Annotated in this window: 21 protein-coding genes and 1 pseudogene; 19 read left to right on the top strand and 3 right to left on the bottom strand. The window is 69.0% G+C overall.

What is annotated here, in order from left to right; translation table 11 throughout:
- Positions 1-48 precede the first annotated feature (48 nt).
- The gene (locus AB0I51_RS07090) at positions 49-951 is read left to right on the top strand and encodes a tRNA (adenine-N1)-methyltransferase (protein ID WP_201049782.1); all 903 of its coding nucleotides are present in this window, start codon (positions 49-51) and stop codon (positions 949-951) included.
- 238 nt (positions 952-1,189) lie between these two features.
- Positions 1,190-1,768, top strand: a complete 579-nt coding sequence (locus AB0I51_RS07085) for a hypothetical protein (protein ID WP_362972249.1) — start codon at positions 1,190-1,192, stop codon at positions 1,766-1,768.
- A 19-nt stretch (positions 1,769-1,787) separates the two neighbouring features.
- Here AB0I51_RS07085 and AB0I51_RS07080 read toward each other — a convergent pair whose 3' ends face one another.
- A complete protein-coding gene (locus tag AB0I51_RS07080; RefSeq protein WP_043682010.1) occupies positions 1,788-2,093 on the bottom strand; it encodes a ferredoxin in 306 nt (101 codons plus the stop codon).
- A gap of 386 nt (positions 2,094-2,479) precedes the next feature.
- Between AB0I51_RS07080 and arc the strand changes: the two genes are divergently transcribed.
- The 6 genes and pseudogenes from arc to prcA all read left to right on the top strand — a co-directional run bounded on the left by arc (position 2,480) and on the right by prcA (position 8,361).
- Positions 2,480-4,246 carry a proteasome ATPase gene (arc, locus tag AB0I51_RS07075; protein WP_362972247.1) on the top strand — a complete coding sequence of 589 codons (1,767 nt, stop codon included), beginning with the start codon at positions 2,480-2,482 and terminating at the stop codon, positions 4,244-4,246.
- 246 nt (positions 4,247-4,492) lie between these two features.
- The gene (gene dop / locus AB0I51_RS07070) at positions 4,493-6,004 is read left to right on the top strand and encodes a depupylase/deamidase Dop (RefSeq protein WP_078532319.1); all 1,512 of its coding nucleotides are present in this window, start codon (positions 4,493-4,495) and stop codon (positions 6,002-6,004) included.
- A gap of 155 nt (positions 6,005-6,159) precedes the next feature.
- Positions 6,160-6,378 (top strand): ubiquitin-like protein Pup, encoded by a 219-nt coding sequence (locus AB0I51_RS07065; protein WP_019066113.1) that lies wholly within the window; start codon positions 6,160-6,162, stop codon positions 6,376-6,378.
- A gap of 172 nt (positions 6,379-6,550) precedes the next feature.
- A pseudogene (locus AB0I51_RS07060) lies at positions 6,551-6,742 on the top strand (endonuclease domain-containing protein); the annotation flags it as partial.
- Positions 6,694-7,539: a proteasome subunit beta gene (gene prcB, locus AB0I51_RS07055; RefSeq protein WP_362972244.1), complete on the top strand. Its 846-nt coding sequence runs from the start codon at positions 6,694-6,696 to the stop codon at positions 7,537-7,539. The pseudogene AB0I51_RS07060 and the gene prcB, both read left to right, overlap by 49 nt.
- A gap of 69 nt (positions 7,540-7,608) precedes the next feature.
- Entirely contained in the window at positions 7,609-8,361 is a 753-nt protein-coding gene (gene prcA, locus AB0I51_RS07050; RefSeq protein WP_019066115.1) for a proteasome subunit alpha, read from the top strand.
- A 76-nt stretch (positions 8,362-8,437) separates the two neighbouring features.
- On the opposite strand, the gene AB0I51_RS07045 is transcribed toward prcA, so the two are convergent.
- Entirely contained in the window at positions 8,438-9,454 is a 1,017-nt protein-coding gene (locus AB0I51_RS07045) for a LacI family DNA-binding transcriptional regulator (protein ID WP_362972242.1), read from the bottom strand.
- Positions 9,455-9,558: 104 nt separating this feature from the next.
- Here AB0I51_RS07045 and AB0I51_RS07040 point away from each other — a divergent pair, with 104 nt between their 5' ends.
- From AB0I51_RS07040 to AB0I51_RS06990, 11 genes are all read left to right on the top strand, one after another.
- Positions 9,559-10,812, top strand: coding sequence for an MFS transporter (locus AB0I51_RS07040; protein WP_362972240.1), 1,254 nt, complete (start codon positions 9,559-9,561; stop codon positions 10,810-10,812).
- A 9-nt stretch (positions 10,813-10,821) separates the two neighbouring features.
- Positions 10,822-12,183 (top strand): Pup--protein ligase, encoded by a 1,362-nt coding sequence (pafA, locus tag AB0I51_RS07035; RefSeq protein ID WP_362972238.1) that lies wholly within the window; start codon positions 10,822-10,824, stop codon positions 12,181-12,183.
- A gap of 141 nt (positions 12,184-12,324) precedes the next feature.
- Positions 12,325-13,338, top strand: a complete 1,014-nt coding sequence (locus AB0I51_RS07030; RefSeq protein ID WP_362972236.1) for an FKBP-type peptidyl-prolyl cis-trans isomerase — start codon at positions 12,325-12,327, stop codon at positions 13,336-13,338.
- A 93-nt stretch (positions 13,339-13,431) separates the two neighbouring features.
- Positions 13,432-13,803, top strand: coding sequence for an FKBP-type peptidyl-prolyl cis-trans isomerase (locus AB0I51_RS07025; RefSeq protein WP_362972234.1), 372 nt, complete (start codon positions 13,432-13,434; stop codon positions 13,801-13,803).
- Positions 13,804-13,933: 130 nt separating this feature from the next.
- Positions 13,934-14,911 (top strand): WYL domain-containing protein, encoded by a 978-nt coding sequence (locus tag AB0I51_RS07020; RefSeq protein ID WP_362972232.1) that lies wholly within the window; start codon positions 13,934-13,936, stop codon positions 14,909-14,911.
- A gap of 19 nt (positions 14,912-14,930) precedes the next feature.
- Positions 14,931-15,956 carry a WYL domain-containing protein gene (locus AB0I51_RS07015; RefSeq protein WP_362972230.1) on the top strand — a complete coding sequence of 342 codons (1,026 nt, stop codon included), beginning with the start codon at positions 14,931-14,933 and terminating at the stop codon, positions 15,954-15,956.
- A gap of 47 nt (positions 15,957-16,003) precedes the next feature.
- Positions 16,004-16,264, top strand: a complete 261-nt coding sequence (locus AB0I51_RS07010) for a hypothetical protein (RefSeq protein ID WP_317884110.1) — start codon at positions 16,004-16,006, stop codon at positions 16,262-16,264.
- Positions 16,265-16,283: 19 nt separating this feature from the next.
- Entirely contained in the window at positions 16,284-16,478 is a 195-nt protein-coding gene (locus AB0I51_RS07005) for a hypothetical protein (protein WP_362972228.1), read from the top strand.
- 260 nt (positions 16,479-16,738) lie between these two features.
- Positions 16,739-17,020 (top strand): Sec-independent protein translocase subunit TatA, encoded by a 282-nt coding sequence (gene tatA / locus AB0I51_RS07000; RefSeq protein WP_200715025.1) that lies wholly within the window; start codon positions 16,739-16,741, stop codon positions 17,018-17,020.
- 48 nt (positions 17,021-17,068) lie between these two features.
- Positions 17,069-18,031 (top strand): twin-arginine translocase subunit TatC, encoded by a 963-nt coding sequence (tatC, locus tag AB0I51_RS06995; RefSeq protein WP_362972225.1) that lies wholly within the window; start codon positions 17,069-17,071, stop codon positions 18,029-18,031.
- Between the two features lie 86 nt (positions 18,032-18,117).
- Complete coding sequence (locus AB0I51_RS06990; protein ID WP_362972223.1) at positions 18,118-20,982, top strand: DEAD/DEAH box helicase; 2,865 nt, start codon at positions 18,118-18,120, stop codon at positions 20,980-20,982.
- 71 nt (positions 20,983-21,053) lie between these two features.
- On the opposite strand, the gene atzF is transcribed toward AB0I51_RS06990, so the two are convergent.
- Complete coding sequence (gene atzF, locus AB0I51_RS06985; protein ID WP_362972221.1) at positions 21,054-22,706, bottom strand: allophanate hydrolase; 1,653 nt, start codon at positions 22,704-22,706, stop codon at positions 21,054-21,056.
- Positions 22,707-22,709 lie beyond the last annotated feature (3 nt).

The raw sequence follows: 22,709 nt of genomic DNA, 5'->3' as shown, positions 1-22,709 counted from the left end.
CACGCGCGCGTGGTCGGCGGCCCCCGCAATCGCCGGTAGGCTGGTCACATGTCCGAACCGACCGGTGCCGCCCGCAGGCGCGGGCCCTTCAAGGTCGGGGACCAGGTTCAGCTGACCGACCCCAAGGGCCGCCACTACACGTTCACGCTCGAAGCGGGGAAGAACTTCCACACCCACAAGGGTTCCTTCCCGCACGACGAGCTGATCGGCGCACCCGAGGGCAGCGTTGTCCGCACCACCGGAAACGTCGCCTACCTCGCGCTGCGCCCCCTGCTCCCCGACTACGTCCTGTCCATGCCCCGCGGCGCCGCCGTGGTCTACCCCAAGGACGCGGGGCAGATCCTGTCCTTCGCGGACATCTTCCCCGGCGCACGCGTCGTGGAAGCGGGCGTCGGCTCCGGCTCGCTCAGCAGCTTCCTGCTGCGCGCCGTCGGCGACCAGGGCATGCTGCACTCCTACGAGCGCCGCGAGGACTTCGCCGAGATCGCCCAGCAGAACGTGGAGCGCTACTTCGGCGGCCCGCACCCCGCCTGGCAGCTCACCGTCGGCGACCTCCAGGACAACCTGTCCGACACGGACGTCGACCGAGTCATCCTCGACATGCTCGCCCCCTGGGAGTGCCTGGAGGCCGTCTCCAAGGCGCTCGTGCCCGGCGGCATCCTGTGCTGCTACGTCGCGACCACCACCCAGCTCGCGCGGACCGTCGAGTCCATCCGCGAGATCGGCTCCTTCAACGAGCCGACCGCCTGGGAGACGATGCTGCGCAACTGGCACGTCGAGGGCCTGGCCGTCCGCCCCGACCACCGCATGATCGGGCACACCGGCTTCCTCCTCACCGCCCGCCGCCTCGCGGACGGCGTCGAGCCCCCCATGCGCCGCCGCCGCCCCTCCAAGGGCGCCTACGGCGACGATTACACCGGCCCGAACGCAGACGGCGGAGGCGGCCGCTAGCTTCCTCGCAGCGCCCTTGGCGGCCCTGTGCCGCACTCAACGTACGAATGCCGTGGCCGAGTTCCCGGAAGACCTCCGGAACTCGGCCACGGCGTCTTTCTTCTGACGTACCGCCACGGTCGAACCCTCCCGGGCGATCACGCGAACGAACTGTCGACCCCGCCGTTCCCCCGCGTTGTGACGTGTGGCACCATGCAGGCCACCCCCACCGGCACAGCCCTCACAGGAGACACTCCTAGTGCAGCACTCCGCCGTCCCGGAACTGGAACTGGCACACACGAACACCCGGCCCATCCACTGGGTCGCCACCGCCACGGCCCTCGCCGCCGTCGTGGCGCTCTCCTCGGTCCTGCAGCCCGATTCGGCCCGCGCCGCCCAGGCCTCCGGCCCGCAGGCGAAGCCCGCCACCGCCGCTGCCCCCGCGACCACAGGGGTCGACTTCCCCATCCAGTGCGGTCCCCAGAAGGCCGTTGTCCAGAAGCGGGCCTCCGGCGACCTCGACGGCGACGGCAGGCCGGAGACGGTCGCCGTGGTCCACTGCGACGCCGGCATGGGCACCCCGCCCGACGGCGTCTACGTCCTGACCCAGGCCGCGCACGCCGGCAAACCGCGCGTGGTGGCCACCCTGATCGCGCCGAAGGCCCGGGAGACGGTCACCGAGTTCGCCGTACGTGACGGCGCCGTACTCGCGACAATGCTCGGCTACTCGACCCAGGACGTGCCCAGTTGCTGCCCGGACGTCAAGGAGAGCGCGAAGTGGCAGTGGAAGAACGGCGCGTTCGTCCGCTCCACGCCGGGCAACACCCAGAGCGTCTGACGCGCCGGCCCAAGGGTCCTCAGGCCGCGTCGGGGCCGTACACCTCGACCCGGTCCGCGACCCGGCGCACATGAATGCAGTCGCCGGGACACTCCTTGGCGGAGTCCACCACGTCGACCAGCAGCGGCAGCGGCACGGGCGTGGTGGCGCCCTTGTCCTGCAGCAGCTCGTCGTCCGGGCTCTTCACATAGGCCAGACCGTCGATGTCCAGCTCGAAGACCTCGGGGGCGTACTGGGCGCAGATGCCGTCGCCGGTACAGAGGTCCTGGTCGATCCAGACCTCCAGTGCCTCGCCGTCGGCCGCGGCCTCGTCCTGCACGGTGATGTCTCCTGCTTCCGCCGGGTGTTGAACACTTCGACCCTACCTCCGCGCACCCCGGCGACACTTCCTGGAGATCCCTGGTTTCACGCCTCGACATGACGGGCACCGTCCGCCCGGACACTCTCCGTCAGGGGACGCCCCGGCGGGATTTCGCCGGGCCCCGAACCCGCCGTCACGGCAACTCACGTCCCCCATGAAGGATTTTGACCGACCCACCCTTGGAACAGTCGGCTTCTGAATCACGTTGAGTGGGTATTCAGACGGCGTGAGGGAGAGCGCAGGGTGACCGACGACACACCTTGACAGTCTTTGTGATCTAGGGGTTTCAATCGACACCCACCCAGGTAGGGTCTGGAAGCGTCCAGCTCCCCTTGGAGGAGGTGAGGACCGTGGCAGCCCACGACGACGACATGAACCGCGGCATCCGCCCGGGACGAGGGTCCGACGACCCGTCCGGGCAGATTGCCTACCTTGAGCAGGAGATCGCCGTCCTGCGACGTAAGCTCGCCGACTCTCCGCGACACACGAGGATTCTCGAAGAGCGGATCGTCGAGCTGCAGACCAATCTGGCCGGGGTGTCCGCCCAGAACGAGCGACTCGCCAACACGCTCCGTGAGGCCCGCGACCAGATCGTGGCCCTCAAGGAAGAGGTCGACCGGCTCGCACAGCCACCGGCCGGCTTCGGAGTCTTCCTCGTGGCCAACGAGGACGGCACCGCGGACATCTTCACCGGCGGTCGCAAACTCCGGGTGAACGTCAGCCCAAGCGTGGAACTCGAAGAGCTCCGCCGCGGCCAGGAAGTAATGCTCAACGAAGCGCTCAACGTGGTCGAGGCCATGGAGTACGAGCGCGTCGGCGACATCGTCACCCTCAAGGAGATCCTTGAGGACGGCGAACGCGCCCTCGTGGTGGGGCACACCGACGAGGAGCGGGTGGTGCGGCTCGCCGAGCCGCTGCTGGACATCACCATCCGCCCCGGCGACGCCCTGCTGCTGGAACCCCGTTCCGGCTACGTCTACGAAATCGTCCCGAAGAGCGAGGTCGAGGAGCTCGTCCTCGAAGAGGTCCCCGACATCGGCTACGAGCAGATCGGCGGTCTGGGCGGCCAGATCGAGATGATCCGCGACGCGGTCGAACTGCCGTACCTCTACCCCGACCTCTTCAAGGAGCACGAACTGCGGCCGCCCAAGGGCGTCCTGCTGTACGGGCCTCCCGGATGCGGAAAGACGCTCATCGCCAAGGCCGTCGCCAACTCGCTGGCCAAAAAGGTCGCCGAGGTCACCGGACAGGCCACCGGCAAGAGCTTCTTCCTCAACATCAAGGGCCCCGAGCTCCTGAACAAGTACGTCGGCGAGACCGAGCGGCAGATCCGCCTCGTCTTCCAGCGTGCCCGTGAGAAGGCCAGCGAGGGCACTCCCGTCATCGTCTTCTTCGACGAGATGGAGTCCCTCTTCCGCACTCGCGGATCCGGTGTCAGCTCGGACGTGGAGAACACCATCGTCCCCCAGCTGCTCGCCGAGATCGACGGTGTGGAAGGCCTCCAGAACGTGGTCGTCATCGGCGCCTCGAACCGCGAGGACATGATCGACCCCGCCATCCTGCGCCCCGGCCGCCTGGACGTGAAGATCAAGATCGAACGTCCTGACGCCGAGGCCGCCAAGGACATCTTCGGCAAGTACCTCACCGAGCGCCTACCGCTCCACCCCGACGACGTCGGAGAGCACAGCGGCGACAAGACCACCACCGTCCAGAGCATGATCCAGACGGCCGTGGAACACATGTACACGGAATCCGAGGAGAACCGCTTCCTGGAGGTCACCTACGCCAACGGTGACAAGGAAGTCCTCTACTTCAAGGACTTCAACTCCGGCGCCATGATCGAGAACATCGTGGGCCGGGCCAAGAAGATGGCCATCAAGGACTTCCTCGACCACAAGCAGAAGGGCATCCGCGTCTCCCACCTCCTCCAGGCGTGCGTGGACGAGTTCAAGGAGAACGAGGACCTGCCCAACACCACCAACCCGGACGACTGGGCCCGGATCTCCGGAAAGAAGGGCGAACGGATCGTCTACATCCGTACGCTCATCACCGGCAAGCAGGGTGCCGACACCGGACGCTCCATCGACACGGTGGCGAACACCGGTCAGTACCTGTAAAAGGCAGGGTGGCTGCGGGTGCCCTAGGCGGGGTACCCGCAGCCAACTGTTTTTCAGGCCATGACCGCGACAAGGGGCGCGCAAGGCAATGACGCAAATGATCTCCCCACCAGCGCAAAGCCGTTCTAGGCTCTTCGGTACCGCCGAGTCGCGCAGTGCGGGGACGGGCACCGCACACGCACCGGAGCGCCAGCGGTACTTGAGCGGCGCCCCCGACCGAGGGCGCCGCCGGGCAAGGAGGGCCGCATGACCGTACGGCGAGTAATGGGCATCGAGACGGAGTACGGGATCTCCGTCCCTGGCCACCCCAACGCCAATGCCATGCTCACCTCGTCCCAGATCGTCAACGCCTACGCGGCGGCGATGCACCGGGCCCGGCGGGCCCGCTGGGACTTCGAGGAGGAGAATCCGCTGCGGGACGCGCGAGGCTTCGACCTCGCCCGGGAGGCCGCCGACTCCACCCAGCTCACCGACGAGGACATCGGCCTCGCCAATGTCATCCTCACCAACGGCGCGCGTCTCTACGTCGACCACGCACACCCGGAGTACAGCTCCCCCGAAGTCACCAACCCCATGGACGCCGTTCTGTGGGACAAGGCCGGCGAGCGCATCATGGCGGAGGCCGCCGAGCGCGCGGCCCAACTCCCGGGCGCCCAGCCGATCCACCTCTACAAGAACAACACCGACAACAAGGGCGCCTCGTACGGCACGCACGAGAACTATCTGATGAAGCGGGAGACCCCGTTCTCGGACATCGTGCGCCACCTGACGCCCTTCTTCGTCTCCCGACAGGTCGTCACCGGAGCCGGCCGTGTGGGTATCGGTCAGGACGGGCACGAGCACGGCTTCCAGCTCAGCCAGCGCGCCGACTACTTCGAGGTCGAGGTCGGCCTGGAGACGACCCTCAAGCGCCCGATCATCAACACCCGCGACGAACCGCACGCGGACGCCGAGAAGTACCGCCGCCTGCACGTGATCATCGGCGACGCGAACCTCTCCGAGATCTCGACGTATCTGAAGCTCGGTACCACGGCCCTGGTCCTCTCCATGATCGAGGACGGCTTCATCGCGGTGGACCTGGCCGTGGACCAGCCGGTCCGCACCCTCCACCAGGTCTCCCACGACCCCACCCTCAAGCGCCTGGTCACCCTCCGCAGCGGCCGGACACTCACCGCGGTCCAGTTGCAGATGGAGTACTTCGAGCTGTCCCGCAAGTACGTCGAGGAGCGCTACGGCTCCGACGCGGACGACCAGACCAAGGACGTCCTCGCCCGCTGGGAGGACACGCTCAACCGCCTGGAGAACGACCCGATGAGCCTGGCCGGCGAACTGGACTGGGTCGCCAAGCGGGAGCTCATGGAGGGCTACCGGCGCCGGGACGGCCTCGACTGGGACGCGGCCCGGCTGCAGCTGGTCGACCTCCAGTACGCGGACGTACGGGCCGACAAGGGCCTCTACAACCGTCTGGTGGCCCGCGGCCGCATCAAGCGGCTCCTGGACGAGGACACGGTCGAGCGGGCGCGTACGACGCCGCCGGAGGACACGCGCGCGTACTTCCGCGGGCGCTGCCTGGAGCAGTACGCCGACGATGTCGCGGCGGCCTCCTGGGACTCCGTGATCTTCGACCTCCCGGGCCGGGACTCGCTCCAGCGCGTCCCAACCCTGGAACCGCTTCGCGGAACGCGTAATCACGTCAAGGAGCTCCTGGACCGCTGTCGTACGGCGGAAGACCTGGTCAGGGTTCTGTCGGGCGGCTGACAGGAGCCTCGGATCCGGGGCTCCGGACAGGGTGGAATGTCCGGTGGCCGGGAATCATCGAGGTGGCCGCCGTACGTTGTAGGAACTGCGGGGCCGATGTCAGTCCCTGCAAGTAGGGTCTGATCAAGAACGTCGAACCGAGCGGGGTGAGGGTTATGGCGACCAAGGACACCGGCGGCGGACAGCAGAAGGCGACGCGCTCCACGGAGGAGGTCGAAGAGCAGGCCGAGGAAGCGCAGGCGACCGACGATCTCAAGGAGCGCCACGAGAAGCTGAGCGACGATGTCGACTCGGTTCTGGACGAGATCGATGACGTCCTCGAAGAGAACGCAGAGGACTTCGTGCGCTCCTTCGTTCAGAAGGGTGGCCAGTAGTCGCTCTGTCCTTCGGTTCGAAGGTGAACGGGGTGGCGTGGTGGCGACCGAGTCGAAACTGAGGTGCTGCGTGCGGTGCGGCGAGGCCAAGCCGCACGCAGTCTTCGCTTTCGAGCGCGCGAATCGTGTGCGATTCAGGGAGCGCCGACCGGGTTCGAAGCAGTATGGGAATGCCTCTGCCGTTCATGTGGATCACTGCCATCAGACGGGTAGGGTCCGTTGCGTACTGTGCTTCAACTGCAATTCGGCCATCGGCAAGTTGGGAGATGATCCCGACGCTGTTCGTCGGGCTGCCGCCTACTTGGAAGGATCCTCGTGGAAGCCAACACTCGTAGCACCGGGCGTCTACCATCTGCCTTCCTGACGCCCGGGTCGTCGTCCTTCATGGACTTCCTCTCCGACCACCAGCCGGACATGCTCCCGGGCAACCGGCAACTGCCGCCCACCCAGGGCGTCGTCGAGGCCCCGCACGGCACGACCATCGTCGCCGTCACGTTCCCCGGCGGCGTGGTGCTCGCCGGTGACCGACGGGCCACCATGGGCAATGTCATCGCGCAGCGGGACATCGAGAAGGTCTTCCCGGCGGACGAGTACTCGGCCGTCGGCATCGCCGGCACCGCCGGCCTCGCGGTCGAGATGGTCAGGCTCTTCCAGCTGGAGCTGGAGCACTTCGAGAAGGTCGAAGGCGCCCAACTCTCCCTGGAGGGCAAGGCGAACCGGCTGTCCACCATGATCCGTTCCAACCTCGGCATGGCCATGCAGGGCCTGGCCGTGGTCCCGCTCTTCGCCGGCTTCGACGTGGACCGTGGCGTCGGCCGCATCTTCTCCTACGACGTGACGGGCGGCCGTTCCCAGGAGAACGGCTACGCGGCCACCGGCTCCGGCTCGGTCTTCGCCCGCAGCGCCATGAAGAAGCTCTTCCACGACGGACTGACCGAGTCCGAGGCCACGACCCTCGTGGTGCAGGCCCTCTACGACGCCGCTGACGACGACTCGGCGACCGGTGGTCCCGATGTGGCCCGCCGGATCTACCCGATCGTCACCGTGATCACCGAGGACGGCTTCCGTCGGCTCACCGACGACGAGTCCTCCGAGATCGCCGCCTCGATCCTGGAGCGGCGACTGCAGCAGCCCGACGGCCCGCGCGCCGCGCTGCTCTGACCGCGGGCCCGTTCTCATCAAGGTGATCCAGTGACTTCGACGGAACTTTAAAGAGAGGGACGGATACCGGTGTCGACGCCGTTCTATGTCTCACCCCAGCAGGCCATGGCCGACCGGGCGGAGTACGCCCGCAAGGGCATCGCCCGTGGCCGCAGCCTGGTCGTGCTGCAGTTCGCCGACGGCATCGTCTTCGTCGGCGAGAACCCGTCCCGTGCGCTGCACAAGTTCAGCGAGATCTATGACCGGATCGGGTTCGCGGCCGCCGGAAAATACAACGAGTACGAGAACCTGCGGATCGGCGGCGTGCGCTACGCCGACATGCGCGGTTATACCTACGACCGTGCGGACGTGACCGCCCGCGGTCTCGCCAATGTCTACGCCCAGACGCTCGGCACGATCTTCTCCAGTGCGGCCGAGAAGCCGTACGAGGTGGAGCTGGTCGTCGCGGAGGTCGGGGACACCTCCGACGGTGACCAGATCTACCGGTTGCCGCACGACGGTTCGATCGTGGACGAGCACGGCTCGGTCGCGGTCGGCGGCAACGCGGAGACGATCAGCAGCTATCTGGACCAGCGGCACCGCGACGGCATGACCCTCGCGGAGGCGCTCAAGCTGGCAGTGCAGTCCCTGTCCCGTGACACGAACGGCAGCGAGCGGGAGATCCCCGCCGAGCGCCTGGAGGTCGCGGTGCTGGACCGCACCCGCCCGCAGGCCCGAAAGTTCAAGCGGATCGTCGGCGGCGAGCTGTCCCGGCTGCTCGGCGAGAGCGCGGACGCCTCGTCGGAGTCCGACGACGACGGCGAGGACGACGCCGAGAAGTGATTCGGCGTTCGTCCCTCGCACAACCCTTCGTGCGCCCCGGCCGTCTTCGGCCGGGGCGCACGGGCGTAGCGGGGCCTCAGGGGCCGCCAGGCGGCGCCGTGGAACCACGTACGACCAGTTCCACCGGGATGTCCCCCTCCTCCGGCACGCGGCCGTCCAGGACCGCCAGGAGGGCGCGCATGCCGTGTTCCCCGAAGAGTTCGGCGTCGAGGCGGACCGTGGTCAGCTCCGGGTCGAGGGCGGTGGCCAGGGCGAGGTCGTCCAGGCCGGTGACCGACACGTCCTCCGGGATGCGCAGACCGAGGCGGCGGGCGGCCTTGTAGGCGCCGGCGGCGAGTTTGTCGTCGTCGCAGACCAGGGCGGTGGGCCGGGGACCCGGTGCCGAGAGGGCGGCCTCGGCGGCGGTCAGGGCGCCCTCGATCGAGATGGGGGCGCGGGCCGTACGGATCGTGGTGCCCTCGAACTTGCCGACCCTTGTCGCCAGTTCACGCGCGCGTACCTCGAAGGTCCAGGACGGGATGTCCGCGGCGAGGTGGAGGAAGCGGCGGTGGCCCAGGGCCAGCAGATGCTCGGCGACCTGGCGGACGCCGTCGGCGATGTCGAGGTTGACGGTCGCGGCGCCGAGGCTGCCCTCCGGGTCGCTGTCGAGCATCACCAGGGGCAGCTGGTCGCCGCGGATGGCGGTGAGGGCGTCGGCGGCCATGGAGGAGGCGATGACGCCGTCCAGGGCGGCCTGCGCGGAGGCGAAGGGGTCGCGGGCGGGGCCGATGCCCTCGGGGGAGGGATAGAGGACCACGCCGAAGCCGTGTTCGCCGGCGACCCGGGCGGCGCCGGTGTAGACGCCGGCGAAGAACTCCGTGGTCAGCGCCGGGACGACCAGGAGGACGGTGCGGGTGCGGCCCAGGCGGAGGTTGCGGGCGGCGAGGTTGGGACGGTAGCCCAGGTCGCGCGCGGCCTCGCGGACGCGTTCGGCGGTGGTCTCCGAGACCCGGCCCCGCCACTTGTCGCCGAGCACCAGCGAGACGGCGGCCTGTGACACCCCCGCGGCCTGGGCGACGTCGCGGCTGGTGGGGCGGGTGCTGCCTCGTGCCACCGTGGGGCTGCTCCTTCGGCTGGGCTCCGTCTGGACTCGTGACAGGCCACATGGTACGTATGACCGTGGAAGTTATACGTAAAACGTGAGGGTGGGGCAGGGCCGTGGGATATCTGGAGATCCTCAGGGCGAGACACGCCACTCGCCTGCTCATAGGCACGCTGGTCGGCCGGCTGCCGAACGCCACCGCCGCGATCGCGATCGTGCTGTTCGTCCGCGCCGAGGGCGGCACCTACAGCCTCGCCGGAGCACTGGCGGCCGTCTACGGCGTCGCCAACGCGGTCGGGCAGCCCCTCCTCGGCCGGCTGGTGGACGTCCACGGACAGCCGCGGGTGCAGCTCCCCGCCGCGATCCTGTCGGCCCTCGCGATGACCGTCTTCGCCTGCCGGGGCACCGATCCTCTCCCGTCCGCCTACGTCGCGGTGGCCGCCGCCGGCCTCTTCGCGCCACCCCTGGAAGGCGGTCTGCGAGCCCTGTGGCCGAACGTGCTGCGCCGGGAGGAGCAGGTGCACACGGCGTACGCGATGGACGCCGTGGCGCAGGAAGTCATGTTCACCGTGGGGCCGTTGCTCGTGACGGTGTTCGTGTCGCTGTGGTCCGCCCCGGTGGCGCTGCTCGTGCTGAACGTCATCGGGGTGCTGGGCGCCCTCTCCGTGGTCGTGTCGCCGCCCTCGCGCGCGTGGCGGTCGGCTCCGCGTGCCGCGCACTGGCTGGGCGCCCTGCGCTCGCCGGGGCTGCTGGCGCTGCTGGGCGCCTTCCTGTTCGTCGGGATGGCGCTCGGGTCCATCACGGTCGCCTCCGTGCCGTACGCGGACGGGCACGGCGGTGACGTGGTCTACGGATGGCTCATGGCGGCGATCGGCCTCGGCGCGCTGCTGGGCGGGACGGTCTACGGGGCGCGGCAGTGGAGCGGGGTGCCCGAGCGCCGACTGAGGGTCCTGGTGGGGCTCCTGGCGGTGTGTTACCTGCCGCTGATGCTCATGCCGGGCGCGGTCGCCATGGTGCTGCTGACCGTGCTCGCCGGGGTGTTCCTCGCGCCCGCCCTCGCCTGTGCGTTCATCATCGTGGACCGGCATGCCCCGAAGGGGACGGTCACCGAGGCTTTCTCCTGGCTTGTGACGACGTTCACCGTGGGAGCGTCGGTCGGAACGGGCGTCGCGGGGCCGGTCGTAGAGGCCGGTGGGGCCCTGTGGGGGTTCGCCGTGCCGGGGGTCGCCGGGGCGGTGTCGTTGCTGGTCCTGCTGGCCACCGGGCGGGTCCTCGCAGCTCCCGCCGGGGGAGCGGTCGTTGCGGCTTCATCGGAAAATGATCCAAACCGTGCGGTCGAACCCCGTTTCAGCACAGGGGATCGGGCGTAATGTTCACTCATGGACCGCCGCATTTTCGGGCTGGAGAACGAGTACGGCGTCACGTGTACGTTCAGGGGACAGCGACGTCTGTCTCCCGACGAGGTGGCTCGGTACCTCTTCCGCCGTGTCGTGTCATGGGGCCGCAGCAGCAATGTCTTTCTGCGAAACGGCGCCCGGCTCTATCTCGACGTGGGCTCACATCCGGAATACGCGACCCCCGAATGTGACAACTTGACCGAACTGGTCACCCACGACAAAGCCGGCGAGCGCATTCTCGAAGGACTCCTGGTGGACGCCGAACGACGCCTGCACGAGGAAGGAATCGCGGGCGACGTCTACCTCTTCAAGAACAACACCGACTCGGCGGGCAACTCGTACGGCTGCCACGAGAACTATCTGGTGGCACGGCACGGCGAGTTCTCCCGGCTCGCGGACATCCTCATCCCGTTCCTGGTCACGCGTCAGCTGCTGTGCGGCGCGGGCAAGGTACTGCAGACCCCGCGCGGCGCCGTGTACTGCGTCAGCCAGCGCGCCGAACACATCTGGGAGGGCGTCTCCTCGGCGACGACGCGCTCCCGGCCCATCATCAACACCCGCGACGAACCGCACGCGGACGCCGAGCGCTACCGCCGTCTCCACGTCATCGTGGGCGACTCGAACATGTCCGAGACGACCATGCTGCTCAAGGTCGGCGCCACCGACCTGGTGCTGCGCATGATCGAGGCGGGCACGGTGATGCGTGACCTGACCCTGGAGAACCCGATCCGGGCGATCCGCGAGGTGAGCCACGACATCACGGGCCGGCGCAAGGTGCGTCTGGCCAGCGGCCGGGAGGCCTCCGCGCTGGAGGTGCAGCGCGAGTACTACGAGAAGGCCGTGGACTTCTGCGAGCGCCGGGGCATCCGCACCGGCACCGTCGAGCAGGTCCTCGAACTCTGGGGCCGGGTGCTCGACTCGATCGAGGCCGAGGACCTCGACCGGATCGGCACCGAGATCGACTGGGTCATGAAGTACCAGCTGATCGAGCGGTACCGCGCCAAGCACAACATGACCATGTCCCACCCGCGGGTCGCGCAGATCGACCTCGCGTACCACGACATCCACCGTCGCCGAGGGCTCTACTACCTCCTGGAGAGGAAGGGCCAAGCCGCCCGGATCTGCAACGACTTGAAGATCTTCGAGGGCAAGTCGGTTCCGCCGCAGACCACTCGGGCACGGCTCCGCGGCGACTTCATCCGCAGGGCCCAGGAACAGCGGCGGGACTTCACCGTCGACTGGGTCCATCTCAAGCTCAACGACCAGGCGCAGCGCACCGTGTTGTGCAAGGACCCGTTCCGTTCCGTGGACGACCGGGTGGAGAAACTGATCGCCGGAATGTAGACGAAAACATCCGGATACCGACGTCCGGATACATATTCGGTACGCCACACGGGCCCCGTACGTTTCACGTACGGGGCCCGTGCCACGCCGTAGAGTTGCGCGCACGCCATCAACAAGATCGACCGATACGAGGCCTTCACCGTGCGCCGACGCTCCCTTCTCATCGCTGTTCCCGCAGGACTCGTGACGATCGCGGGGTGCGGAGACAGCGATTCCTCCTCAAGCAAGGCCAGCGCGTCGCCTTCCCCGTCGCCGTCCGCCTCGGCCTCGACCGTGCCGCCGCCGAAGGTCGTCGACGGTCCGGTGCCGGCGATCACCGCGGGCACGAAGTTCGACGAGAAGCCGACCGTCGCCAAGGGCACCGGCGAACCGTCGAAGAACCTCGCCGTCAAGACGGTCATCGCGGGCAGCGGCAAGGCCGTCGCGGAGGGCGACTTCGTCCAGGTCAACTACCTGGGCCAGATCTGGTCGACGGCCAAGGTCTTCGACAACTCCTACGACCGCAAGACCCCGTTGGTCATCCAGCTCGCCCAGGGCAGCATCATCGACGGCTGGCGCTACGGCCTCGCGGGCCGCAAGGTCGGCAGCCGCGTCGAGATGGCCATCCCGCCGACCTGGGGATACGGCACGACGGGCAACAGCCAGGCGGGCATCAAGGGCACCGACACACTCGTCTTCGTGATCGACGTGCAGGACGCCTTCAACATCAAGAGCTCCGCCAAGGGCAAGGCCGTCGCCCAGTCCGACTCCGCGCTGCCCAAGGTGGGTACGAACACCGACGGCAAGGCCCCCTCGGTCACCGTCCCGAAGGTGGACCCGCCGAAGAAGCTGGTGTCGAACTACGTCCTGGAGGGCGACGGAGCCGTCGTCAAGGCGTCCCAGACGATCCTGTGCCAGTTCGAGGGCGTGGTCTGGAGCACCGGCAAGCAGTTCGAATCGACGTACTCCCAGGGCCGGTTGAGCCAGTTCGCGATCTCGCAGATGGAGTCGGTCGTCAAGGGCCTGGCCCAGGGGGTCACCGGCAAGAAGGTCGGCAGCCGCGTCCTGATCGTCGCGCCCCCGGCCCTGGCCTACGGCGACACCCCGCCGACTGGCGGCACCATCAAGAAGGGCGAGACCCTGGTCTTCTCGGTCGACATCCTGGCGGCGATGTAGTCCCGCGCGTGAAGAGCCTGGCCGACGCACGAGCGCGGCCGGGATGCGAGACTGTCCGAGTTGTCTTGTCGTACACAAGCAGGAGCTAGAGACGTGAGCATCGAGAAGCCCGAGATCGACTTCCCGGAGGGCGCACCCCCGGCGGACCTGGAGATCAAGGACCTGTGGGAGGGTGACGGCGAGGTCGCGCAGGCGGGCCAGAACGTCACCGTCCACTACGTGGGCGTGGCCTTCAGCACCGGCGAGGAGTTCGACGCCAGCTGGAACCGCGGCACCCCGTTCAAGTTCCCGCTCGGTGGCGGCCGTGTCATCAAGGGCTGGGACCGGGGCGTGCAGGGCATGAAGGTCGGCGGCCGTCGCCAGCTGACCATCCCGGCGCACCTCGCCTACGGCAACCAGAGCCCGACCCCGGCGATCAAGCCGGGCGAGACCCTGATTTTCGTGGTCGACCTCGTCGCCGTCTGATCACCGGATCCGACCGGACCCGATCACCTGGGGCCCATGCCTGCTCGGGCATGGGCCCTCGGCTTTTGCCGGGCCGTCGTGGGGCGGTACGGTCATCGTTCGTAAGTACAGAGGAAGGCGAAGGGCGTCGATGGCCATTGCCAAGGCCGAGCGGCTGATGAACCTCGCGCTGTGTCTGCTCGGGACCCGGCGGCCGCTCAGCAAGCGTGAGCTGCGGGATTCCATCGAGGCGTACGTCGAGGCCGTCAGGCCGGGAAATGGTGCAGCGGGCAGCGACGACTCCTTCAACCGGATGTTCGAGCGCGACAAGGACGATCTGCGCGAACTCGGGCTGGTCATCGAGACGGTGGAGAATCTGGACGGCGAGGTCGGCTATCTCGCCCGCCGCGACAGCAACCGCCTCCCGCCCATCACCCTCGACGCCGAGGAGGCCGCCGCCCTCGGTCTCGCCGCGAAGGTGTGGCAGCAGGCCCGGCTCGCCGGCGCGGCCAGCGGCGCCCTGCAGAAACTGCGCGCCGCCGGAATGCCCGAGGATCTCGACCCCTACGAGCCGCACGGCGCCCTGGAGCCGCGGATTCCGGTGCACGAGGCGTCGTTCGAGCCGCTGATGCTGGCCTGCCGCGACCGCCGGCCGGTCGTGTTCGAGTACCGCAAGGCGACCGCCGCCCGCCCCGAGACCCGCAGCGTCGAGCCGTGGGCCCTCGAGTGCTGGCGCGGCCACTGGTACCTCGCCGGCTGGGACCGGGACCGGGGTGCCGAACGCGTCTTCCGCCTCTCCCGGATCACCGGGAAGGTGCGCTCGCGCAACGGGCGGTTCACCGCGGACATCCCCGATGTGGTGACCGTGCGCGAGACCGTCGCGAGCTGGGCGGGGGAGACCGCCGACCGCTCCGCCCTGATCCGGCTGCGCACCGGCTCCGGGTACCCCCTGCGCGCGAAAGCCACGGCGGTTCGGGAACTCGGGGACGGCTGGGACGAGTTGGAGATTCCGTACGGCCACGGACTGGACGCCTGGCTGGTCGAGTTCGGGCCGGACGTGGTCGTCCTGGAGCCCGCCGAGCTGCGGGCCGACGTGGTGGACCGGCTGCGTGCCGTGGCCAAGGGCTGAGGGGGAGCGGAAGAGAACTGTGGCAGGCAAACCGGTCAGGCCCGTCAACGCCATCGACCAGACCAGGCGGATGCTCTCCCTGGTGACCTATCTGAAGGAGCGCCCCGGAGCCCGCGTCGAGGACGTGGCGCGTGCCTTCGGGATCACCGAGGACGAGCTGGTCTCCGACCTCGACGTACTGCCCATGTGCGGGACCAGCTTCCGGGGCGGCGATCTGCTCGACATCGACACCGACGGCGACCGCATCTGGTGGCACAACCCGGACGACGTCGCCGAACCGCTCCGGCTCGCCGCCGACGAGGCGACGGCCCTCCTGGTGGCCGCCCGCGCGGTGTCGACGCTGCCGGGTCTGCGCGAGAGCGACCGGCAGGCACTGCTGCGGGCCAACGCCAAGCTGGAGGCGGCGGCCGGTGAGGCGGCCGGGGCCAGCGCCCGTCTTTCGGTGACCTTCGAGTCCGAGGGCGGTGTCTTCGCGGACGTCGACCGCGCGATCTCGGAGCGCCGCCGCCTGTGGATCCGCTACTACTCGCCCGCCCGCGACGAGCTGTCCGAGCGCGAGATCGACCCCATCCGCCTGGTCAGCGTCGGGCACACCTACGTGGAGGCCTGGTGCCGCCGCTCCGAGGCGCGCCGCACCTTCCGTCTCGACCGGGTCGCCGAGATCAAGATCCTCGACGAACCGTCCGCACCGCCCGAGATCGAGCTGCGGGACCTGTCGGAGGCGCTGGTGCAGCCCGCCGCCGAGGACCCAGAGGTCGTCGTCGAGGTCGGCCCGGGCGGACGCTGGGTCGCCGAGTACTACCCGCACGACAGTGCCGATGAGCTTCCCGACGGCGGGCTGCGTATTACCTTGCGCACCCCCGACCCGACGTCCCTGAGACGCCTGGCCCTGCGGCTCGGGCGCGACGGCCGGATCGTCTCCCCGAGCGATCTCGCCGACAGCGCCCGCCGCGCGGCCCGCGAGGCGCTGGCGGCGTACGACGGACCGCAGAGCGTGGTTGACGGTGTGCACGGTGTTGACGACAGGCAGGAGCAGGGGCTGTGAGTGAGTCGACGATGTCGGGTGTCCCGGGCGTCTCCGGTGTTCCGGAGATGACGGTGGCCGCCGCGTTCGCCGGGATGAAGAACGTGATGCCCGTGGTGTTCAGAGCGGGCTGCCCGGACTGCCGGGGCAACTTCGAACTGGCGGCGAGCGCCCTGCGCCTCGCCATCGGCGCCACCAGCCGCACCACCTTCTACTCCTTCACCTGCCCCGACTGCGGCGCCGCGGTCCGCAAGCCCGCAGGCGAGCGGATCGTCGAGCTGCTCACCGGCGGCGGGGTCAGGACCCTGCGCCTGACGTCCGTCGGGTAGCAGGGTCTAGGCTCGCCCCATGTTCTGGGCGATGGTCGCGGTAGCTGTGGGTTTTCTGGGTCTCGCCGTGCTCGGCGTGCTCGCCGTCCGGGTGTTTCTGGAGGCGCGGCGGCTCGGACTGCAGGTCACGGACGCCGCGCAGCGCATCAACAGAGCGGCCGAGGACCTTGAACGGGCGGCCGTCTCCACGGCCCGTTCCGTCGACGCACTGTGAGTCACGTATGCGTGGGGTGTGAGTTGCGCGCCTGATGCGCTTCGCGTCACTTTGCCCTGTCACGTAGTCGCCCGGGGCGGGTACGCTGCTGATCGCGGTCCGGATAACGAGGCCCGGAGCGCGGACCGGGAGTACGCACGGGGATTGCCTGACGTTTACCCCTGAGCGTTACGATCGCTGGCAGCACGAACGTCGGACATGTGTCCGACCGATCGGACAGCACCCCCACCCCAGCCGCCTCGGTGAGAAGGTAAAGACTTATGTTCGGAAGGCTCGGAGCTCCCGAGATCATTCTCATCCTCGTCGTCATCGTGCTGCTCTTCGGCGCGAAGAAGCTTCCGGACATGGCCCGCTCCCTCGGCAAGTCCGCCCGCATCCTCAAGAGCGAGGCCAAGGCGATGAAGGAGGAGGGCAACAGCACGCCCGCCCCCGCCGGCCCGCCGAACACCGACGAGCCCGTGCAGCGCACCATCCAGGCGGCCCCCGGCGACGTGACCAGCTCGCGCCCCGTCACCGAGCCGTCGGACACGACCAAGCGCTGACGCAGGGCCGGGACGCCCCCGGTCCGCCGCACGAGATGAGGACGTGGGTTGCCCAAGTCTGCCCGCAAGAAGGAGAAGGACCCCGAGGGGCGGATGCCCCTCGCGGACCATCTGCGTGAGCTGCGCAACCGGCTCGCGAAGGCGATGCTCGCCATCATCGTGGTGACCTGCGTGGCCGCCTTCTTCTACAACGACATCGTCAACATCATCACCAAGCCGGTGCTGGACTCGGTCGGTTGCGCCTCGACCTTCGAGGAACTGCGGAAGGCCGGCGACAAGTCCCACCAATGCGCGCAGATCACCATCAACGGTCTGCTGACGCCGTTCACACTGGCGTTGAAGGTGTCCCTGATGGCCGGCGTCGTCCTGGCGTCCCCGGTCTGGCTGTACCAGCTCTGGGGCTTCGTCGCCCCGGGCCTGCACAAGAACGAGAAGAAGTACGCGCTCGGCTTCGTCGGCACCGGCGTTCCGCTCTTCCTCGCGGGCGCCTACTTCGCCTACCGGGTGCTGCCCACCACCGCGAAGGTCCTGCTCGGCTTCACGCCGAAGGATGTCAACAACCTGCTGCCGCTCGACGACCTGCTCGACCTGGTCACGCGCATGGTGCTGGTCTTCGGCCTCTCCTTCGAGCTGCCGCTGCTGCTGATCATGCTGAACCTCACCGGTGCGCTGACGGGCAAGCGGATGCTCGGCTGGTGGCGCGCCATGATCCTCGGCATCACGGTCTTCGCAGCCGTCGCCACCCCCAGCACCGACCCCCTGACCATGCTGGCGCTGGCCGGGCCGATCTGGGTGCTGTACTTCGGCGCGGTCCTCTTCTCGCTGCTCAACGACCGGCGCAAGCGTCGCCGGGACGCGGCGGGACCGGCCGACGACGAGGCCTCCGACCTGGACCTCACCCCCGAGGACATCGGCGACGTCGAAGCCGTCTCGGCCGGCCGGGCAGCCCTGCCCGAGCAGGCGAGCGGCACAGGTTCGGACCGGGTCAACGGGTATGACGACGTGACCTGATCGCCTTCCCGACCTCCGCCGAGACCGGCCGTTCCCGCAGCGCGGGCGGCCGGTCTCGGCGTGTGGAGGACCTATGGGAACGGATAATGATCGTCCTGTTGTCAGTGGCGCCCGGTACGCTCGAAAGCACGATGACAGAGGACCTCTCCCCGGCCGAGCGGTACGCGGCAGCCCGCCTGCGGGCAGCCGAGCAGGCCACCGCGCTCGCGGACTTCCGCGAGATGTACGACTTCGGTCTCGACCCCTTCCAGATCGAGGCCTGTAAGGCGCTCGAAGCGGGGAAGGGCGTCCTGGTCGCGGCGCCCACCGGCTCCGGCAAGACGATCGTCGGCGAGTTCGCCGTCCACCTCGCCCTCCAGCAGGGCAAGAAGTGCTTCTACACGACCCCCATCAAGGCACTGTCCAACCAGAAGTACGCCGACCTGTGCCGCCGTTACGGCGCGGACAAGGTCGGCCTGCTCACCGGCGACAACAGTGTCAACTCCGAGGCACCGGTTGTCGTGATGACCACCGAGGTCCTGCGGAACATGCTGTACGCCGGTTCGCAGACCCTCCTCGGCCTCGGCTATGTGGTCATGGACGAGGTGCACTACCTCTCCGACCGCTTCCGCGGTGCCGTCTGGGAAGAGGTGATCATCCACCTCCCCGAGTCGGTGACCCTGGTCTCGCTCTCGGCCACCGTGTCGAACGCGGAGGAGTTCGGCGACTGGCTCGACACCGTCCGCGGCGACACCGAGGTGATCGTCTCCGAGCACCGGCCGGTACCGCTGTTCCAGCACGTACTCGCCGGGCGGCGGATGTACGACCTCTTCGAGGAGGGCGAGGGCAACAAGAAGGCCGTCAATCCCGACCTCGCCCGCCTGGCCCGCATGGAGGCCCAGCGCCCCTCCTACCAGGACCGCAGACGCGGCCGTGCCATGCGCGAGGCCGACCGGGAGCGCGAGCGCAGATCGCGTTCGCGGGTGTGGACACCGGGCCGGCCCGAGGTCATCGAGCGGCTGGACAACGAAGGCCTGCTGCCCGCCATCACGTTCATCTTCAGCCGCGCCGCCTGCGAGGCCGCCGTACAGCAGTGTCTGTACGCCGGGCTGCGGCTCAACGACGACGAGGCGCGGGCGAAGGTGCGCGCCCTCGTAGAGGAGCGCACGGCGTCCATCCCGTCCGAGGACCTGCATGTCCTCGGGTACTACGAGTGGTTGGAAGGCCTGGAGCGCGGTATCGCGGCCCACCACGCGGGCATGCTGCCGACGTTCAAGGAGGTCGTCGAGGAGCTGTTCCTGCGCGGCCTCGTGAAGGCCGTGTTCGCCACCGAGACCCTGGCGCTCGGCATCAACATGCCCGCGCGCTCGGTGGTGTTGGAGAAGCTCGTCAAGTGGAACGGCGAGCAGCACGCGGACATCACCCCGGGCGAGTACACGCAGTTGACCGGTCGTGCCGGTCGGCGCGGCATCGATGTCGAGGGCCACGCCGTCGTGCTGTGGCAGCGCGGGATCAGTCCCGAGCACCTTGCGGGACTGGCCGGTACGCGTACGTATCCGCTGCGCTCCAGCTTCAAGCCCTCGTACAACATGGCGGTCAACCTCGTCGAGCAGTTCGGGCGGCACCGCTCGCGCGAACTCCTCGAGACCTCCTTCGCGCAGTTCCAGGCTGACAAGTCGGTCGTCGGGATCTCCCGGCAGGTGCAGCGCAACGAGGAGGGGCTGGAAGGCTACAAGGAGTCCATGACCTGCCACTTGGGCGACTTCGACGACTACATGCGGCTGCGTCGCGAGCTCAAGGACCGCGAGACCGAGCTCGCCCGGCAGGGTGTGGCACAACGGCGCGCCGAGGCCGCCGTGGCCCTGGAGAAGCTCAAGCCGGGAGACGTCATCCACGTCCCGACCGGCAAGTACGCGGGCCTGGCACTGGTGTTGGACCCGGGCCTGCCCGCCGGACGGTCCAACGGCCACCGCGGTTTCGAGCAGCACGACGGCCCGCGTCCGCTCGTCCTGACCGTCGAACGGCAGGTCAAGCGGCTCGCGTCGATGGACTTCCCGGTGCCCGTCGAGGCCCTGGACCGGATGCGGATCCCGAAGTCCTTCAACCCCCGTTCCCCGCAGTCCCGTCGGGACCTGGCCTCCGCGCTGCGCAGCAAGGCCGGGCACATCCCGCCGGAGCGCGCCCGCAAGCAGCGCTCGCAGGCCGCCGACGACCGCGAGATCGCCCAGTTGCGTACGGCGATCCGCGCACACCCCTGTCACGGCTGCAACGACCGTGAGGACCATGCCCGTTGGGCCGAGCGGTACCATCGGCTGCAGCGGGACACCACGCAGTTGGAGCGACGCATCGAGGGGCGGACCAACACCATCGCCCGGACCTTCGACCGGATCGTCGCGCTCCTCACCGAGCTGGACTATCTGCGCGGCGACGAGGTCACCGAGCACGGCAAGCGGCTGGCCCGGCTGTACGGCGAACTCGACCTGCTCGCCAGTGAATGTCTGCGCGAGGGGGTCTGGGAGGGGCTCGCGCCCGCCGAACTCGCCGCGTGCGTCTCGGCGTTGGTGTTCGAGGCGCGGGTCAGTGACGACGCCACGACGCCGAAGGTGCCGTCCGGGGCGGCCAAGGCCGCGCTGGGGGCGATGGTGCGGATCTGGGGGCGCCTTGACGCCCTTGAGGAGGATTTCCGGATCACGCAGACCGAAGGGGTCGGGCAGCGCGAGCCTGATCTCGGCTTCGCCTGGGCCGCGTACATGTGGGCCAGTGGGAAGGGGCTGGACGAGGTGCTGCGGGAGGTGGAGATGCCGGCCGGGGACTTTGTTCGGTGGTGCAAGCAGGTGATCGATGTGCTGGGGCAGATTTCGGCGGCGGCGCCGGTTTCCGGTGGGGAGGCGACTTCGACCGTGGCGAAGAATGCGCGTAAGGCGGTTGATCTGTTGCTGCGGGGGGTTGTGGCCTACTCGTCGGTGGGGTGACGGGTTTGTTGGCGGGTGCGGGTGCGCGTGCCGTGGGGGCTGGTCGCGCAGTTCCCCGCGCCCCTGAAGGACTACCGGTTCACGTAAGTTTGCCAGGAACCGTAGTTCGTGATGTCGTCTGCGTCGGACAGCGCACTCGGCTCGCACAGGAAGCCCGGCACCCTCGTGGCGTCCGCCAACTCCACGCTTCCCAGCGTCATCGGGCGGGGGAGTCCTGCCAGCAGCTTGCCCAGACCCTCTGCTGGTAGGCGCCACACCTCCGTCTCTATCTCCGCTCCGCCCTCACCCACGTGCACCAGGCCAGGCTTGGGTGGGGTCGTCGCCAGGGCGTGCAGGCGGTACACCGGAGCCGTTGTCGTCCTGCGGTCCAAACGGGCGCCCAGGGACAGGAGTTGGGGGTTCAGGGGCTGGCCCGTCAAGTGGGCTCCTACGACGGCCAGTTGGACCGTCGGCTCCAAGGCGCGTGCGATCTGTGCCAGGCGGTCGTCCGTGAAGGCCGGGCCGATCAGCATGACGCCGAAGGGCAGTTCGTTCACCTTGCCCGAAGGGACTGCCACCGCCGCCAGGTCGAAGAGGTTCGTGGAGTTGGTGAAGCGGCCCAGGCGGGCGTTGGCCCCCAGGGGATCGGACGCGACCTCGGCCAGGGTGGGGTGGCCGGGTGTGGTCGGGAGCAACAGGGCGTCCGCGTCGGCCAGTTCCGACAGGGCTCGGGCGCGGAGGGCCGCCAGGCGTTCCTGGTCGGCATAGAGCTGGTGGGCCGGGATGTCCCGGGCCCGGGTGATGATGCCGGTGACGGTGGGGTCCAGGCCCTCGATGCCGTCTGCGATTGCCTTGTCGATAAAGCTCCCCACCGCTGTATAGCGCTCGGCCACGAACGCGCCCTGGTAGAGCATCGCCGCCGCTTCCGTGAAGGGGGTGAGATCGAGGGTGCGGATCTCGGCGCCCGTAGCCCTGAGCTGCTCCACCGCTGCCTCGTAGGCCTCTGCCCAGCCCTCGTCCAGTTCGCCGAGCTGTTCGCGTGCCGCTACCGCGATGCGCCATGGGCCCGGTGCGCGCTGGGGGAAGGGCGGGAGGTCGCGGTCCGGCGGGGAGGCCATGAAGGACAGGGCCTGTTCCGCCTCCGGGAGGGTGCGGGCGAAGACCGTCACGCAGTCGATCGAGGCGCAGGCCGGCACGACTCCCGTCGTCGGGACCAGGCCCCGGGTGGGCTTGAGGCCGACGATGCCGTTGAAAGCGGCGGGAACCCGGCCCGAGCCCGCCGTGTCGGTGCCGAGCGCGAAGTCGACGATGCCCAGGGCCACGGCGACCGCCGAACCGGCGCTGGAGCCGCCGCTGATCCGCGCCGGGTCGTGGGCGTTGCGGACCGCGCCGTACGGGGAGCGGGTGCCCACCAGGCCGGTGGCGAACTGGTCGAGGTTCGTGGTGCCGAGCACGATCGCGCCGGCCGCGCGGAGGCGGGCCACCACCGGGGCGTCCGTCTCCGGCTCGTAGGCGTACGCCGGGCAGCCCGCCGTCGTGGGCACGCCCTGTACGTCTATGTTGCCCTTGGCCGCGAACAGGCGTCCCGCGAGGGGGAGTTGCTCACCCGCTGCCACTCGCTCGTCGATCGCCCGTGCCTCTTGCTCGACCTCCGGCTGTGGGCGCAGGTCGATCCAGATCTCGGGGCGGTCTGTGGCCTCGATGCGGGCGTAGGCGGCGCGGACTCGGGACACGGTGGTCGACATCTC

The sequence above is a fragment of the Streptomyces sp. NPDC050549 genome (assembly GCF_040655035.1).
GTDB lineage: Bacteria > Actinomycetota > Actinomycetes > Streptomycetales > Streptomycetaceae > Streptomyces.
Note: the sequence above shows the minus strand (reverse complement) of the source record. Positions and strands in the feature narration are given on the sequence as shown.